Source organism: Colwellia sp. PAMC 20917 (genome assembly GCF_001767295.1).
GTDB lineage: Bacteria > Pseudomonadota > Gammaproteobacteria > Enterobacterales > Alteromonadaceae > Colwellia_A.
The window spans coordinates 1,035,362-1,050,528 of record NZ_CP014944.1; the positions used below are offsets into that span (position 1 = coordinate 1,035,362).

At 38.7% G+C, this 15,167-nt stretch carries 14 protein-coding genes; 9 read left to right on the top strand and 5 right to left on the bottom strand.

The genetic code is table 11. The features are described 5' to 3' along the window. Positions 1-119: 119 nt before the first annotated feature. Both A3Q34_RS04425 and A3Q34_RS04430 read right to left on the bottom strand, forming a co-directional pair. Positions 120-1,247 carry a PilT/PilU family type 4a pilus ATPase gene (locus A3Q34_RS04425; RefSeq protein WP_070374252.1) on the bottom strand — a complete coding sequence of 376 codons (1,128 nt, stop codon included), beginning with the start codon at positions 1,245-1,247 and terminating at the stop codon, positions 120-122. A gap of 442 nt (positions 1,248-1,689) precedes the next feature. Then, positions 1,690-2,733, bottom strand: a complete 1,044-nt coding sequence (locus tag A3Q34_RS04430; protein WP_070374253.1) for a type IV pilus twitching motility protein PilT — start codon at positions 2,731-2,733, stop codon at positions 1,690-1,692. Between the two features lie 68 nt (positions 2,734-2,801). Between A3Q34_RS04430 and A3Q34_RS04435 the strand changes: the two genes are divergently transcribed. The 8 genes from A3Q34_RS04435 to A3Q34_RS04470 all read left to right on the top strand — a co-directional run bounded on the left by A3Q34_RS04435 (position 2,802) and on the right by A3Q34_RS04470 (position 8,542). Further along, entirely contained in the window at positions 2,802-3,482 is a 681-nt protein-coding gene (locus A3Q34_RS04435; protein ID WP_070374254.1) for a YggS family pyridoxal phosphate-dependent enzyme, read from the top strand. 91 nt (positions 3,483-3,573) lie between these two features. Next, entirely contained in the window at positions 3,574-4,389 is an 816-nt protein-coding gene (gene proC, locus A3Q34_RS04440; RefSeq protein ID WP_070374255.1) for a pyrroline-5-carboxylate reductase, read from the top strand. A gap of 42 nt (positions 4,390-4,431) precedes the next feature. Next, positions 4,432-4,980 carry a YggT family protein gene (locus tag A3Q34_RS04445; protein ID WP_070374256.1) on the top strand — a complete coding sequence of 183 codons (549 nt, stop codon included), beginning with the start codon at positions 4,432-4,434 and terminating at the stop codon, positions 4,978-4,980. A 94-nt stretch (positions 4,981-5,074) separates the two neighbouring features. After that, entirely contained in the window at positions 5,075-5,515 is a 441-nt protein-coding gene (locus A3Q34_RS04450; RefSeq protein WP_070374257.1) for a DUF4426 domain-containing protein, read from the top strand. Positions 5,516-5,599: 84 nt separating this feature from the next. After that, positions 5,600-6,193, top strand: coding sequence for an XTP/dITP diphosphatase (locus A3Q34_RS04455; RefSeq protein WP_070374258.1), 594 nt, complete (start codon positions 5,600-5,602; stop codon positions 6,191-6,193). Positions 6,194-6,195: 2 nt separating this feature from the next. Next, positions 6,196-7,344: a radical SAM family heme chaperone HemW gene (hemW, locus tag A3Q34_RS04460; protein WP_070374259.1), complete on the top strand. Its 1,149-nt coding sequence runs from the start codon at positions 6,196-6,198 to the stop codon at positions 7,342-7,344. Positions 7,345-7,346: 2 nt separating this feature from the next. Then, positions 7,347-7,859 (top strand): tRNA adenosine(34) deaminase TadA, encoded by a 513-nt coding sequence (gene tadA, locus A3Q34_RS04465; protein WP_070374260.1) that lies wholly within the window; start codon positions 7,347-7,349, stop codon positions 7,857-7,859. Positions 7,860-7,903: 44 nt separating this feature from the next. Next, on the top strand, positions 7,904-8,542 hold the full coding sequence (locus tag A3Q34_RS04470) for a lytic transglycosylase domain-containing protein (RefSeq protein WP_157470805.1): 639 nt from the start codon (positions 7,904-7,906) through the stop codon (positions 8,540-8,542). Here A3Q34_RS04470 and A3Q34_RS04475 read toward each other — a convergent pair. After that, entirely contained in the window at positions 8,498-9,112 is a 615-nt protein-coding gene (locus tag A3Q34_RS04475) for a MarR family winged helix-turn-helix transcriptional regulator (protein WP_083277894.1), read from the bottom strand. The genes A3Q34_RS04470 and A3Q34_RS04475 overlap by 45 nt on opposite strands. Before the next feature lie 5 nt (positions 9,113-9,117). Continuing rightward, complete coding sequence (locus tag A3Q34_RS04480) at positions 9,118-9,792, bottom strand: nitroreductase family protein (protein ID WP_070374263.1); 675 nt, start codon at positions 9,790-9,792, stop codon at positions 9,118-9,120. A 376-nt stretch (positions 9,793-10,168) separates the two neighbouring features. On the opposite strand from A3Q34_RS04480, the gene A3Q34_RS04485 reads away from it, so the two are divergent. After that, positions 10,169-11,059: a universal stress protein gene (locus tag A3Q34_RS04485; RefSeq protein ID WP_070374264.1), complete on the top strand. Its 891-nt coding sequence runs from the start codon at positions 10,169-10,171 to the stop codon at positions 11,057-11,059. A 140-nt stretch (positions 11,060-11,199) separates the two neighbouring features. Here A3Q34_RS04485 and purL read toward each other — a convergent pair whose 3' ends face one another. Next, positions 11,200-15,126: a phosphoribosylformylglycinamidine synthase gene (purL, locus tag A3Q34_RS04490; RefSeq protein ID WP_070377005.1), complete on the bottom strand. Its 3,927-nt coding sequence runs from the start codon at positions 15,124-15,126 to the stop codon at positions 11,200-11,202. Positions 15,127-15,167 lie beyond the last annotated feature (41 nt).

The following is a 15,167-nucleotide window of genomic DNA, read 5'->3' on the forward strand; positions in this document are numbered from 1 at the left end:
AAAATAGCAATATAGTCAAACCACATAAAGCTCATGCCTCAAGTGGTTTGACTATCTATTGTTACACTGTTCAAGAAACTTAGCTTAACACCTAGCAATGTTTCTTAAGTATCTGTTAACTAAACATCTTTAGGGCCAAAACCGTCAATGGTCACGCCACTTAATGCACCTGTGCCTCCTTGCTCATTACTGCGCAACTTAATCATCAAGCGTAAATCATTAGGTGAATCAGCATGATGCAATGCATCAGCATAGTTTATTGAGCCTTTTTGATACAACTCAAACAAAGCACCATCAAAGGTCTGCATGCCAAGTTCTTTAGACTTTTCCATCACTTCTTTAATACTACCAATATCACCTTTTTTAATAAGTTCAGCGATATAAGGCGAGTTAAGTAAGATCTCAATCGCCGCAACACGCCCGTTACCGTCGCAGGTAGGGATCAGTTGCTGAGCTATAATACCGCGTAAATTTAACGCTAAATCAAACAATAACTTGCCATGTTGATCCGCAGGCACTAAATGCATAATACGGTCAATCGCTTGGTTAGCATTATTTGCATGCAAGGTTGCGATACATAAGTGCCCGGTTTCAGCAAAGCTTAACGCATGTTCCATGGTTTCTTGGTTACGGATCTCACCAATTAAGATAACATCGGGTGCTTGGCGTAATGAGCTTTTTAAGGCCGCATCGAAACTTTCAGTGTCTAAGCCAACCTCTCGTTGCGTTACCATACAACGCGCATGTTCATGAACAAATTCAACAGGGTCTTCAATGGTAAGAATATGGCCACGCGAATTTTTATTACGATAGCCAATCAATGAAGCCATTGATGTTGATTTACCCGTACCCGTGCCACCAACAAAAAGTACTAAACCGCGCTTTGACATGACTACATCTTTTAAGATTGGCGGTAAACCGAGTTCGTCAGCATCAGGAATTTCTGTGACGATACGTCGGACAACCATACCTGCCATATCGCGTTGCCAAAAGGCTGAAATACGGAAGCGGCCAATGTCGTCAATTGAAATGGCAAAGTTACATTCTTTTTCTTCAGTAAATTGCTTTTTCTGTTTATCGTTCATTGCGTTATGAACAAGCGCTAACGATTCATCGCTTGTTAAAAGGTGATCATCGATTGCTTGTAACTCGCCATTTACTTTGGCGCTTACCGCAAGCTTAGCGGTAACAAACATATCAGAGGCACCTTCTTTTACCATCTTTTGTAATAAGTCATGAAAATTCATTGATTTTTCTCTTATCTTTTAAACCGTAATGTGAAGTAATAGACACCTAGGGTTTGAGCTGGCTTTAGAAGCCTCTAAATTGATTTTTATCAACCGCTTTTTCCATCGCATCTTGCTTAGTTATCAAGCCTCTATTCACTAGACCTTGAAGACAATAGACACCCATGGTTTGAGCTGGCTTTAGAAACCTCTAAATTAGAAACCTCTAAATTGATTTTTATCAACCGCTTTTTCCATCGCATCTTGCTTAGTTATCAAGCCTCTATTCACTAGACCTTGTAAGCAATAGACACCCATGGTTTGAGCTGGCTTTAGAAACCTCTAAATTAGAAACCTCTAAACTGATTTTTATCAACCGCTTTTTCCATCGCATCTTGCTTAGTTATTAAGCCTCTATTTACTAGACCTTGTAGACAATAGACATCCATGGTTTGAGCTGGCTTTAGAAACCTCTAAATTGATTTTTATCAACCGCTTTTTCCATCGCATCTTGCTTAGTTATTAAGCCTCTATTCACTAGACCTTGTAAGCACTGATCCATGGTTTGCATGCCATGAGACATACCAGTTTGAATGGCACTGTACATCTGCGCTATTTTGTCTTCACGAATTAAATTTCTTATAGCAGGAACACCTAACATTATCTCATGAGCGGCAACACGACCCCCACCCACTTTTTTAATCAAGGTTTGTGAAATAACCGCACGAAGTGATTCTGACAACATTGAACGCACCATAGATTTCTCTTCACCGGGGAAAACATCAATGATACGGTCGATGGTTTTTGGTGCAGAGGTTGTATGTAAAGTACCAAAAACTAAGTGACCGGTTTCTGCCGCTGTCATCGCTAAACGAATAGTTTCTAAGTCGCGCATTTCGCCAACAAGAATAACATCAGGGTCTTCACGTAAAGCACTGCGCAGAGCAGCTTCAAAACTTAGTGTATCGCGATGGACCTCACGTTGGTTTATTAAACATTTTTTGTTTTCGTGAACAAACTCAATAGGATCTTCAATGGTAAGAATATGATCGTGTTTGTTGTTATTAATATAATCGACCATAGCCGCTAAAGTGGTTGATTTACCTGAGCCTGTTGGACCCGTCACTAAAACTAAGCCTCGAGGTATATCAGAAATTTCACGAAAGATATCAGGACAGCCTAAATCATCTAAGGACAATATCTTGCTTGGAATAGTACGAAATACTGCTGCAGGGCCACGATTTTGATTAAAAGCATTGACACGAAAACGTGCTAAATTTGGCACTTCAAAAGAGAAATCGACTTCTAAATTTTCTTCATACTCTTTCCGTTGACGATCATTCATAATATCATAGACCAGAGCATTAACATCTTTCTCGTCAAATGCTGGGATATTGAGTTTACGTACGTCACCGTCAACACGAATTGAAGGCGGAGTGCCTGCAGATAAATGTAGATCAGATGCATTATTTTCCACACTAAAGGCAAGTAATTCGGTAATATCCATAAAAAGACCTCTTAATAATTATTTTTTATAATATAAAGTAAGTTGAAACTAAATTGACACAAAACAATATGACACCCATTAAAGATAATCTTGCTAAGATAAATCTGCAAATTTTTAATGCTTGCGAGCTAGCAAAACGTCCATCTTCACAGGTGACCTTACTCGCGGTAAGTAAAACCAAAACCAGTGCCATGATCGAACAAGCTTATTTAGCAGGCCAACGAGAATTTGGTGAAAACTATATTCAAGAAGCCGTTGAAAAAATAGCAGAATTACAAAGTTTGTCCGACATTACTTGGCATTTTATTGGTCCTATACAGTCAAACAAAACACGATTAATTGCCGATAACTTTGCTTGGGTACATAGTGTTGACCGCATTAAAGTAGCAAAACGCCTTAATGATCATAGGTCTAGCCAAGATACTCCCCTCAACGTTTGTTTACAAGTCAATATTAGTGGCGAAGAAAGCAAGTCTGGCATAGCCGTTAAAGATATTAAAGCGTTAGTTGATTGTATTGAGCATTGCCCACATTTAACCCTGCGCGGCTTAATGGCTATCCCTGAGAAAAATGCCTCTGAAGAAAGTTTTGAAAAAATGAAGCAACTTTATACGCAATTAAAAAAAGACCATCCTAGTATGGATACTTTATCGATGGGCATGTCAGGAGACTTGAGTGACGCCATTGTTAAAGGTTCGACTATGGTCAGAGTTGGCTCAGCCATTTTTGGCGCTAGAGAAGATAAATAGTTATATTCGGATACAATCTATTTCACTTTCTTTAAGTATAATTCGTTACAATAGTTAAAATATTCACATTCTTATTTATCATAGGTATTTCATGACAAAAATTGCTTTTATTGGCGCTGGTAACATGAATGGCGCAATTATTTCTGGCTTAGTAAACACAGGCTTTGCCGCTCAAGATATTATCGTATCAAATCCTTCACCTGAGAAGCGACTGGCTTTACAAGAGCAACTCGGTATTAAAGAAACCGCAGACAATATCGTTGCAGCTAATTTTGCAGATTTTATTGTACTTGGTGTTAAACCTCACTTTATTGCTGAGGTTTGCCAAAAAATCAGCCAAGAAATTGATATTAGCAACAAGTGCTTTATTTCCGTTGCTGCTGGCTGCACTGTTGCACAAATGCAAAAAGCCTTAGCCAAACCTTGTGGCATTATTCGTACTATGCCCAATACCCCCTCGCAGATTGGTTTAGGTGTTACTGGTTTATATGCCGACGAAAATGTTAATACTCAACAAAAACAGGTTGCCGAAGAACTAATGAGTTCGGTGGGTATTATCAAGTGGTTAGCCACTGAAGATGAAATTGACAATATTATTGCAGTTTCTGGCTCGGCGCCTGCCTATTTCTTTTTGTTTATGGAAGCAATGGAAAAACAAGCGATAGCGTTAGGTTTTTCAGCAAAAGAAAGCCGTGAATTAGTGCAGCAAACCGCTTTAGGTGCTGCGCAAATGGTGGTTAACAACGATATTCCAATCAGCGAATTACGTGCTAAGGTCACCTCAAAAGGTGGTACAACCAATGCTGCTATTAATTCTTTTATAGATGATGGTTTGGATAAAATAGTAACAAATGCAATGAACAGTGCATTGCATCGCGCTAAAGAAATGGCGCAAAATAACGTTTAATACCGTTTGAATTTTATTAATTATTAAGTTTTGGAGAAGTAGATGGAAGCCATTAATTATTTGCTGAGCTTTGCCTTTGACGCATTATTAATGTTGTTAGTTTTACGTGTATGGTTACAATTGGTCCGTGCTGATTTTTATAACCCGTTAAGCCAGTTTATTGTAAAAGTAACCAACCCAGCCGTTATTCCGCTTCGCCGGGTTATACCTGGTTTTGGTGGTATTGATGTATCAACATTGTTATTAGCTTTTGCCGTAGCAGCGTTAAAGTTTATTCTTATCCCATTACTTAATGGTGGAGATATCAATATTATTTCGGCGCTATACTTAGGTCTTATCTATTTAATTAAACAAACGGGTGTATTGCTATTTATGTTAATGCTCGTTATGGCATTAATGAGCTGGGTAGTTCAGGGTTATAACCCTACGCAAGCTATCTTCCAGCAGTTAACTGAACCGTTTTTAAAACCGATAAAACGTATTGTACCCAGCATTGGCGGTTTAGACTTATCTATACTTATTGCTTTCTTATTACTAAACGTAATTAATATTTTCCTATCTGGCGCCATTCCAGGTTGGGCAATGCTATAATAACGTAGAAACAATAAAACAGGTTTTGTAATAATTTGGCTATAAAACCTGTCTTATTAAATGTATGGATCATTAAAACAAAAAGGAACACATTATGAAAAATATCTTTCAAACCTGTTTATTTATTATTTTAGTTTCATTGACCCTAGTCAGTAACGTTTTTGCTGAAAACATGAAAAAATTGGGTTCGATGCAAGTTCATTATATGGCAATAAATGCCACATTTTTAACCCCAAAAGTAGCAAAAGCTTATGATATTGAACGTAGTCGTTTTAACGGTTTAATTAATATTTCGGTTTTAGACGATACTAAACCGTCAACGCCAGCTAAAGCAGTAACTATTCAAGGAAAAGCTCGAAATGATATCGGTCAAATCAAAACCCTTGAATTTGACGAAGTAAAAGAAGGTGATGCTATTTATTATTTAGCACAAGTTAATTACACCAACGAAGAAACCTTTTACTTTGATATCACCATTAGTGACGGCAAAGAAACCCACCAGCTTAAATTCAAACAGAAATTTTATGTTGATTAATCACTAATTGCACACAAATAATTAATATATAAAATCAGGTTTACCTGATTTTATTTTTTCATTTCTACACGCTCAAGGTACAAAATGTCAACCATCGTATTAGCCACAGGCAACCCAGGTAAAGTTAAAGAACTCAGCCATTTATTAGCCGCACATAGCATTGAAATAAAACCCCAAAGTGAATTTAATGTCAGTGAAGTGGCAGAAACAGGCACTACTTTTGTTGAAAATGCCATTATTAAAGCGCGTCATGCAGCTAAAATAACGGGCTTACCGGCAATTGCTGACGACTCTGGTTTAGAGGTTGATGCATTAAATGGCGCACCAGGGGTTTATTCGGCGCGTTATGCGGGTGAAAACGCTAGTGATAGTGACAATACGGATAAACTGTTAAAAGCATTACAGAACATACCTGATGAACAACGTACCGCTCGTTTTCATTGTGTACTGGTTTATATGAAACACGAGCACGATCCAACGCCGATAATTTGTCATGGCGTTTGGGAAGGCACAATTACCCATGAAAAATTGGGCGAACAAGGTTTTGGTTATGATCCTATTTTTTGGCAAGAGCTACAGCAACAAACCTCAGCACAATTGCCTCGCGATTTAAAAAATAGTTTAAGCCACCGCGGCCAAGCACTTGCTAAACTTGTACAACATTTTGGTGTTAAATAATAATGCTACAAGCGCCCCCGCTTTCTTTATATATCCATATCCCTTGGTGTGTTGAAAAATGCCCATATTGTGATTTTAACTCACATGCTTTGAAATCAGCGGTTCCAGAAGAAGAGTATGTAAAACATCTTATTGATGATTTAGATGCAGATATCGCCAGGTTCTCTCTAAGTGATCGCCCATTACACACTATTTTTATTGGTGGTGGTACACCGAGCTTATTTTCTGCACAGGCCATTGAAAGCTTATTAACTCAAGTGCTTGCGCGCTTCGAACATAAAGATGACATTGAAATAACATTAGAAGCAAACCCAGGCACTGTTGAAGCTGAAAAATTTATTGGTTTCTTTAATGGGGGTGTTTCAAGACTATCGATTGGTGTTCAAAGTTTTGAATCTGACAAACTAATAAAATTAGGTCGAATTCATGACAGTAACCAAGCAAAAAAAGCAGCCGAATTAGCCTATTCTTGTGGTATAAAAACTTTTAATCTTGACTTGATGCATGGCTTACCGCAGCAAAACATTGCTAACGCCCTTGATGATTTAACCACCGCTATTTCACTGAATCCAACCCATTTATCTTGGTATCAGTTAACAATAGAACCCAATACCGCTTTTCATTCTCGCCCGCCTAAATTGCCGGAAGACGAAGTACTTTGGGATATTCAAGATCAAGGTATCGCCTTATTAGCTGCTGCGGGTTATCAGCAATACGAAATCTCGGCTTACAGTAAACCCGGCTTTGAATGTCAGCATAATATCAATTACTGGCAGTTTGGTGATTATCTGGGCATTGGCTGTGGCTCGCATGGCAAAATAACAGACCCACTTAATGGTAAAATTTTCCGTACCATCAAAGTAAAACACCCTAAAGGTTACTTAGACGAGAGTCGTCCACACTTAGATCATTTAGTTGAAGTTAGTGCACAAGAATTACCTTTTGAATATATGATGAACAGACTGCGCTTACATGAACGTTTTAGTTTAACGGAATATCAACAAAGAACAGGCTTATCAATTGAAACTGTCTTGCCAACATTGCAAGTCGCTAAACAAAAACAATTGATGCAAGAAAACACTGATTGCACTTGGCAAGTCAGTAAATTAGGTCATCGCTATTTAAATGACTTACTCGAGATGTTTTTATAGTGATGGATAGTGAAGCACAACAAGCATTAGACCAAGTGTTTATGCAACGAGCTTTTGAGCTTGCCCAACAAGCAGAAACGATTAACGAAATCCCCGTTGGTGCTGTGGTTGTCGCTAATAATCAAGTGATAAGTGAAGGCTACAATCAATCGATTACACTTAACGACCCATCAGCCCACGCTGAAATGGTTGCGATACGCCGAGCTGGCTTAGCTTTACAAAACTACCGTCTGCTCGACTGTACGCTCTATGTAACATTGGAGCCTTGCCCAATGTGTGCTGGTTTATTGGTACATAGCCGAATTAAACGCGTGGTGTACGCGACACCAGACTTAAAAACAGGCGCTGCAGGTAGTGCCTTTAATTTATTGTCTGATGAAAAGCATAATCATCAAATTGTGCTGTCTTGTGGCATAATGGCAGAACAGTGTAGCCAATTACTGTCTGCTTTTTTTAAACGCCGCAGAGCTGAGAAAAAAGCGCTAAAACAGCAAGCGAAGTTAGTACAAAAATAAGCGCTATACTCAGTATTATTGTTACTTCAATCTAGAGCGTTTTATTGAAATTATCTTGCGGCTTATTGTTCCTATTTATGTGCTTCACTCATCATGTCATTGCAGAAGATAGTGTGAGAGTTTACCAATATCAATCAGAAAAAGGCATCAGCTCTTTTTCTGATATTCCCCCTAGTACCTCAAGTTATCAACAGGTCAGCATAGGTTGCTTTGCCTGTAAACTTAACGCTATGGTTAACTGGCATAACACGCGCTTATTTATTGATCATTTCAGAACAACCATTAATCAACAAGCAAAACTTTATAAAATAGACCCTGCCCTTATTCTTGCGGTCATTCATGCCGAATCACACTTTGACCCACAGGCTTTGTCTAAAACTGGCGCACAAGGGCTCATGCAGTTAATGCCGGCAACAGCTAAAGCGTTAGGCGTTAGGAATTCATTCGATGCTAAACAAAATATTAGCGCAGGCAGTAAACATTTAGCACGTTTAATAAGAAAGTACGGTGGTAATATTACGTTAGTTTCAGCGGCCTATAACGCAGGCGAAGGTGCTGTTAAAAGGTATAACGGCGTGCCCCCTTTCCCTGAAACTGAAATTTATGTTGAACGGGTAAAAATTTTACATCAGCGCTATTTAACCCACATCACCACTTCGCCCTTTTTTGTACCAACGAATTAATTCTTTTTGATCGCCAGGAGCATCTTCACCTTGTGCTATTTTAGTGAGCGCTTGTTTCGCTAGTAATTGTTCAACTTTATCTTCAATTTTACTGAGCGTATTATAAAAAGCACTAGTTTCATCAGCGGTTAAAACACTTTCAAGCTCTTTTGAACGCAACTCCATCGCGGTAGTAAGCTGTTGATATAATGCCTTACCTTGGTCATTTAGGGCTAAAATTTTAATGTTTTTACTTTTTTCATCTCGACGAATGTCGATTAAACCTTTTTTATCTAATGCTTTTACTGCACGACTAACATTATAAGAATCAATACGAGATTGATAAGCAATGTCCGCTGATTTAATCGGCATGTATGAGCCAATATTTAATAGAACGCGCATTTCTCTGGGTTCTAGATCACAGAGTTCACGAATTTTCCAGTCACGATTTAAAGCGAGTAAATTGCTAACAACTGCGACTCTAAACGGTAAGTGCTTGGTTAAATCTAAGGGTTCAGCTATTTCTTTCGTTAGTCTAAACGCTTTATTTCTGGCAGATATAGTAATGAGAGTACCTCGGGCTTTTAAAATAAGGACTACAAAAAAGTCGCAATTTCATTCAGTGGTTTTTTAACTAAAGCATGCTCAGGCACAGTAGCATCTTCGCTTGGATAGCCGGTAATAAGTAACATATAAGCGCGATCATTTTCTGGACGTCCACACACTTTACTTAAAAAAGACATAGGTTTTGGTGTATGGGTTAGCGTCACTAAACCAGAGGTATGTAAGGCATTAATTAAAAAGCCCGTCGCGATCCCAACAGATTCATGAACATAATAGTTAGTGTTTTTCTCTGTTGAACTTATGCCACCTTTCTTTTGGCTGAATATGGCGATAAGCCATGGTGCATTTTCTAAGTAAGGTTTATTAGCATCTGTGCCGAGCGCTTTTAAAGCACCTAGCCACTCTTCACCGGCTCGGCCTTCATAAAAGCCTCGTTCATGAAATTCAGCCTGTTCTCTAATTTTCTTTTTTATATCGCTACTATGCACAGCGACAAAGTGCCAAGGTTGATGATTAGCACCACTTGGCGCCGTTGCAGCCGCTTTTATACAGTTTTCTATAATCTCTTTAGACACAGGGCGATCGCTAAAGCTGCGAATGCTATGGCGACGTTTTATATCCAAGTAGAAGTTTTCAGAACGCAAGCGCATTTCTTCAACGGGGTATTCAATGTAATCGGTGAGCGGGCTTGAGTCATGATCTTGCATCGAGATTTATCCATTTTATTTAATACCAATAGCTAGCAGGATATAACACTGTACAGATATTGCAAGTGCAACAACAATTATAGTCAGCATGCTATTTTCCGTACCTATATTTTTACACTATTGTCGATAAGTTAAATAAATTGAAATCAAATCAGTTAAGTAAAATTACGCTTTATAATTAATTTTACAATTAACGCTAATATTTTCAATAAACTAAAATCAACAATTAAAATCTGTATATATGTTCTACTTTTTATGATTATTTTATTATAAATCCTTCCTTTTTAAGTTTAAATAAGTCTTGTGGCTACATAACCTATTTTCATAAATAAACTATATTTAATTATTTGCTTTTAAAGTAACTGGAGACACTTCCATGGATAGCTTCTCAAATATATTAACGCTAGTTAAACCTAGAACGAGCGATTTAATTTCACTAAAAAAATCGATACTTTTGGCTAAAAATAATCACGCTCGCGTCACTGTTTTAGCAACAAAAGAAAAACCTTCTCGCTATCAACGCTGGCTTAATCATAAAACAACGACTGAGTTAGGCAATGAAGAGCAAATTAATAGCTTAATTCATCTTGCCGAACTAGAAGGTATTTCTATTAACTATAAAATATGCGAGGAGCGCGATCAATTTATCACGCTAAAAAAGCAACTAAAGGAAAATCAGTATGACTTGGTGGTAGCAGAGAACCTAAAAAAAGCACCACACCTTTGGACGTTTGAACAAGCAGAGTATACGCATTTATTACGTGTTTCAGATACGTCAGTTTTATTCGTTGGTGACCATCAATGGTTAAATAATGGCAATGTACTAGCGGCTATTGAAACAGAGGAAAATACCGTAACGCATAAAACATTTAATAATGAAATTATTGAAAAATCATCTGATTTAGCAAAACTATTAATGAGTGATATTCATTTGTTTAATTGTTATTTAGAAAGTTGCAGTGTTTCCTTTCAGCCAATGAACTCAATGAAACAATCTAAAAATCATTTAGATCATCTGACATCATTCGTTAAACCCTATCATTTTAAAGGTGAAAATTTACACGTTGAGGAAGGGTTAGCCGATGATATTATTCCATCTTTAGCAAATAAATATAATGCCAATGTTGTGGTTATGGGATATGGGGAACACCAAGGATGGTTATCTAGAATTAAAGGTCACACGCTTGATTATGTTTTAAATAACTTACATTGTGACTTGTTAGCATTAAAGCAATCTAATAACCATGCAAATAAACCACACCACTGAGCAAAAATTATTTTCTTATTAAAACAACCCTATAAATAATTTTCTGATTAAAATAATTTTAGACAAAAAAATACCGTTCACTTTAAGTGAACGGCATTAAATGGTTAAGTGCTTTATTTTTAACTAGACACTAAAATAAATTAACCAATAAAAGCACGCGCATTACGGAACATACGTACCCAAGGTGAGTCTTCTTGCCATTCATCTGGGTGCCATGAGTTAGCAACCGTTCTAAACACACGTTCAGGGTGTGGCATCATAATGGTAACGCGGCCGTCTGTCGTGGTTAGAGCGGTAATACCGTCTGGCGAGCCATTCGGGTTAGCTGGGTAAGTTTCAGTAACTTGACCATAGTTATCAACATAACGCATTGAAACCGTACCAGAATCATTAGCTGCGCCAATAGCATCTTCAGAACTAAATTCTGCATGACCTTCACCATGAGAAACAGCAATCGGCATACGAGAACCTGACATGCCTTTAAATAATACTGAAGGGCTTTCTTGAATTTCAACTAATGAGAAACGTGCTTCAAAACGTTCAGATTTGTTTTGTACGAAATGTGGCCACGCAGCTGAACCTGGAATAATTTCTTTCAGGTTAGATAACATCTGACAACCATTACAAACACCTAAAGTAAAAGTATCTTGGCGTTCGAAAAAGGCTTTGAACATGGCTTTAGCATCTTTCTTAAACAAGATAGATTTTGCCCAACCTTCACCAGCACCTAATACATCGCCGTAAGAGAAACCACCACAAGCGACTAAACCGTTAAAGTCAGCTAAATCGGCACGTCCTGATAAAATATCAGACATATGCACGTCAATGGCAACAAAACCAGCACGGTCAAAAGCGGCCGCCATTTCAACATGAGAGTTAACGCCCTGCTCACGCAATATCGCAATTTTAGGGTTAGTGCCCTGCAATGAATCTTGTGCAATTAACTTAGCAACAATATCCTCATTAATATCAAAAGTAAGCTCAGCATGTAAACCTGGGTCTTCGGTATCGTACTTAACATCATGTTCTTGTTGAGCACATTCAGGGTTATCACGTAGTGACTGCATTCTGTAGGTGGTTTGTGCCCAGACGGTACGATAGTAAGTACGAGAATTTTCAAGTACTACTTTGCCATCACGGCTAAAGCGAAGCGTATCTTCGTTATTAATGCGGCCGATATCAGTACAACAATCTAAAATTCCATGAGCCGCTAAAATAGCATCAATGGCTGCAACATCGCTTTCACGAATTTGAATAACAGCGCCGAGCTCTTCATTAAACAATACGTCAATGTCATTACCTGAAACTGAGCTTAATTTTGTTAAATCAATATCAACACCGGTGTGACCAGCAAAAGCCATTTCAACGACAGTTGTGAATAAACCACCATCAGAAATATCGTGATAAGCAATAAGCTTTTCATCACGAACCAAGGTTTGCATAGCATTAAAGAAGCCTTTTAAGGTTTCAGGACAATCTACATCGGGGGTTTCATTACCCAAATGCTTATAAACCTGTGCTAAACATGAGCCACCTAAGCGCTTTTTACCTTTTGATAAATCAATAGCTACAAGTCGAGTCTCGCCTTGATCTATTCTTAACTCAGGAGTGACTGTTTTTCGAATATCTTCAACAACACCAAAAGCAGTAATGATTAATGACATAGGTGAAGTGACTGATTTTTCTTCGCCGTTATCTTCCCATTTGGTTTTCATTGACATTGAGTCTTTGCCAACCGGAATAGTTAAGCCAAGTGCAGGACAAAGTTCTTCGCCAATGGCTTTAACCGCTTCGTATAAACCAGCATCTTCACCTGGGTGACCTGCGGGTGACATCCAGTTAGCAGACAATTTAATACGATTTAAATCACCGATATCTGTACCGGCAATATTAGTTAGTGATTCAGCGACTGCTAAGCGAGCAGAAGCGCCAAAGTTTAATAATGCGACCGGTGTACGTTCACCTAAAGACATCGCTTCACCATGGTAAGAGTCAAGCGCAGAGGCGGTAACACCACAATCGGCGACAGGTACTTGCCAAGGACCAACCATTTGATCACGATTAACCATACCCGTTACCGAGCGATCGCCAATGGTGATCAGGAACGTTTTTTCTGCAACTGTCGGTAATGATAATATGCGGTCCGCGGCATCTGCTAAGCTAATGTCCGTTAAAGAGAACACATCACCCGCTGCTTTAGCTGTGGTGACATCTTTAAATATTTTAGGCGTTTTACCTAATAAGACTTCAAGCGGCAAATCAATCGGGGTATCGCATTTCGCATTACCAGAAAAATGTGCATCAGTAACCGTTAAGTGTTCTTCTTCGGTAGCACGCCCAACTACGGAAAATGGTGCGCGTTCACGAAGACATATTTGTTCAAAAGTTGCTAAATTCTTGTCTGATACCGCAATAACATAACGTTCTTGAGATTCGTTACACCAGATTTCATGAGGAGCCATGCTACGTTCATCATTAGGAACATTACGCAGTTCAAAAACACCGCCACGTCCGCCATCAGACACTAATTCAGGAAATGCATTTGATAAACCACCTGCGCCAACATCATGAATAAAAGCGATAGGGTTGTCTTCGCCAAGCTGCCAACACTTATCGATAACTTCTTGGCAACGACGTTCCATTTCAGGATTTTCACGTTGCACAGAAGCAAAATCAAGGTTCTCGGCTGATTGGCCAGAAGCCATTGATGATGCTGCCCCGCCACCTAAACCGATATTCATTGCCGGACCACCGAGTGCGATTAAGTGAGCACCAACAATAATTTCACGCTTTTGTACATGTTCGTCACGAATATTACCCAATCCACCGGCTAGCATGATGGGTTTATGGTAACCACGAACCTCTGAGCCATTAAACGAGTTAACTTCTTCTTCGTAAGTACGGAAATAACCTAAGATAGCTGGACGACCAAATTCATTATTAAATGCCGCTCCGCCTAAAGGACCTTCCAACATAATGTCTAATGCTGAAACAATACGATCTGGTTTACCAAAATCAGTTTCCCAGGGTTGAACAAAATTAGGAATGCGTAAATTTGATACTGAAAAGCCCACTAAACCTGCTTTGGGCTTAGAACCAATACCTGTCGCGCCTTCATCACGAATTTCACCACCTGAGCCTGTTGCTGCTCCAGGGTAAGGAGAAATAGCTGTTGGGTGATTATGCGTTTCAACTTTCATTAAAATTTGAATGTCTTCGTGATGATAACTATAAACGTTGGTTGCTGGATTAGGGAAGAAACGACCGCCCTTATTACCAACCATAACAGCAGCATTATCTTTATAGGCACTTAAAACAAAGTCAGGGTTTATTTCATGGGTATTACGGATCATTTTAAACAGCGACTTCGGCTGTTTAACGCCATCAATAGTCCAATCCGCATTGAATATTTTATGACGACAATGTTCAGAGTTTGCTTGAGCAAACATGTAGAGTTCGATGTCGTGAGGGTTTCTACCTAATTTGGTAAAGTTTTCGAATAAATAATTTACTTCATCTTCTGCTAGCGCTAAGCCTAATTCGACGTTGGCAGCCATTAATGCGTTTTTACCACCATTTTCAATATCTATAACGGTTAACTCACTGGGTTCAGCCGTCGCAAAAAGCGCAGTAGTTGCTGACATCTCAGTAAAGACCGTTTCCATCATTCGATCTGAAATTAAATGATTGAGCTGAGCCTGCTGCTTTGCATCCAAAGGTTTACCGGTAATATAGTAAGCAATACCTCGTTCTAAACGGTTAACTTTCGCTAGACCACAATTATGAGCGATATCTGTTGATTTTGAAGACCAAGGAGAAATAGTACCCGGACGCGGAGTAACCAATAAAAACAGACCAACAGGTTCATGTTCTTCAATGTTTGGTCCATACTTAAGAAGTTGCTGTAAAACTTGAAACTCTTCGTCGCTAAGATCAGCTGAAATATGTGCAAAGTGTGTGAATTCAGCGTAAATATCTGTCACAGGAAGTTCTAATTCAGCGCATTGAGCCAATAACTTTTTAACTCGAAAGTCTGAAAGAGCAGGAGCGCCGCGAAGGGTTTTCATCAACATCGTCATAAACGTAATCACCAGTTTAGTTTTATTTT

What these genes read in the sequence shown, in the direction of transcription:
- A3Q34_RS04450 (WP_070374257.1), top strand. Translation starts at nt 5,075, where the DNA reads ATGAAAAATATCTTTCAAACCTGTTTATTTATTATTTTAGTTTCATTG.
- A3Q34_RS04480 (WP_070374263.1), bottom strand. Translation starts at nt 9,792, where the DNA reads ATGCAAGATCATGACTCAAGCCCGCTCACCGATTACATTGAATACCCC.
- tadA (WP_070374260.1), top strand. Translation starts at nt 7,347, where the DNA reads ATGGATAGTGAAGCACAACAAGCATTAGACCAAGTGTTTATGCAACGA.
- A3Q34_RS04455 (WP_070374258.1), top strand. Translation starts at nt 5,600, where the DNA reads ATGTCAACCATCGTATTAGCCACAGGCAACCCAGGTAAAGTTAAAGAA.
- A3Q34_RS04485 (WP_070374264.1), top strand. Translation starts at nt 10,169, where the DNA reads ATGGATAGCTTCTCAAATATATTAACGCTAGTTAAACCTAGAACGAGC.
- hemW (WP_070374259.1), top strand. Translation starts at nt 6,196, where the DNA reads ATGCTACAAGCGCCCCCGCTTTCTTTATATATCCATATCCCTTGGTGT.
- A3Q34_RS04425 (WP_070374252.1), bottom strand. Translation starts at nt 1,247, where the DNA reads ATGAATTTTCATGACTTATTACAAAAGATGGTAAAAGAAGGTGCCTCT.
- A3Q34_RS04435 (WP_070374254.1), top strand. Translation starts at nt 2,802, where the DNA reads ATGACACCCATTAAAGATAATCTTGCTAAGATAAATCTGCAAATTTTT.
- proC (WP_070374255.1), top strand. Translation starts at nt 3,574, where the DNA reads ATGACAAAAATTGCTTTTATTGGCGCTGGTAACATGAATGGCGCAATT.
- purL (WP_070377005.1), bottom strand. Translation starts at nt 15,126, where the DNA reads ATGAAAACCCTTCGCGGCGCTCCTGCTCTTTCAGACTTTCGAGTTAAA.
- A3Q34_RS04445 (WP_070374256.1), top strand. Translation starts at nt 4,432, where the DNA reads ATGGAAGCCATTAATTATTTGCTGAGCTTTGCCTTTGACGCATTATTA.
- A3Q34_RS04430 (WP_070374253.1), bottom strand. Translation starts at nt 2,733, where the DNA reads ATGGATATTACCGAATTACTTGCCTTTAGTGTGGAAAATAATGCATCT.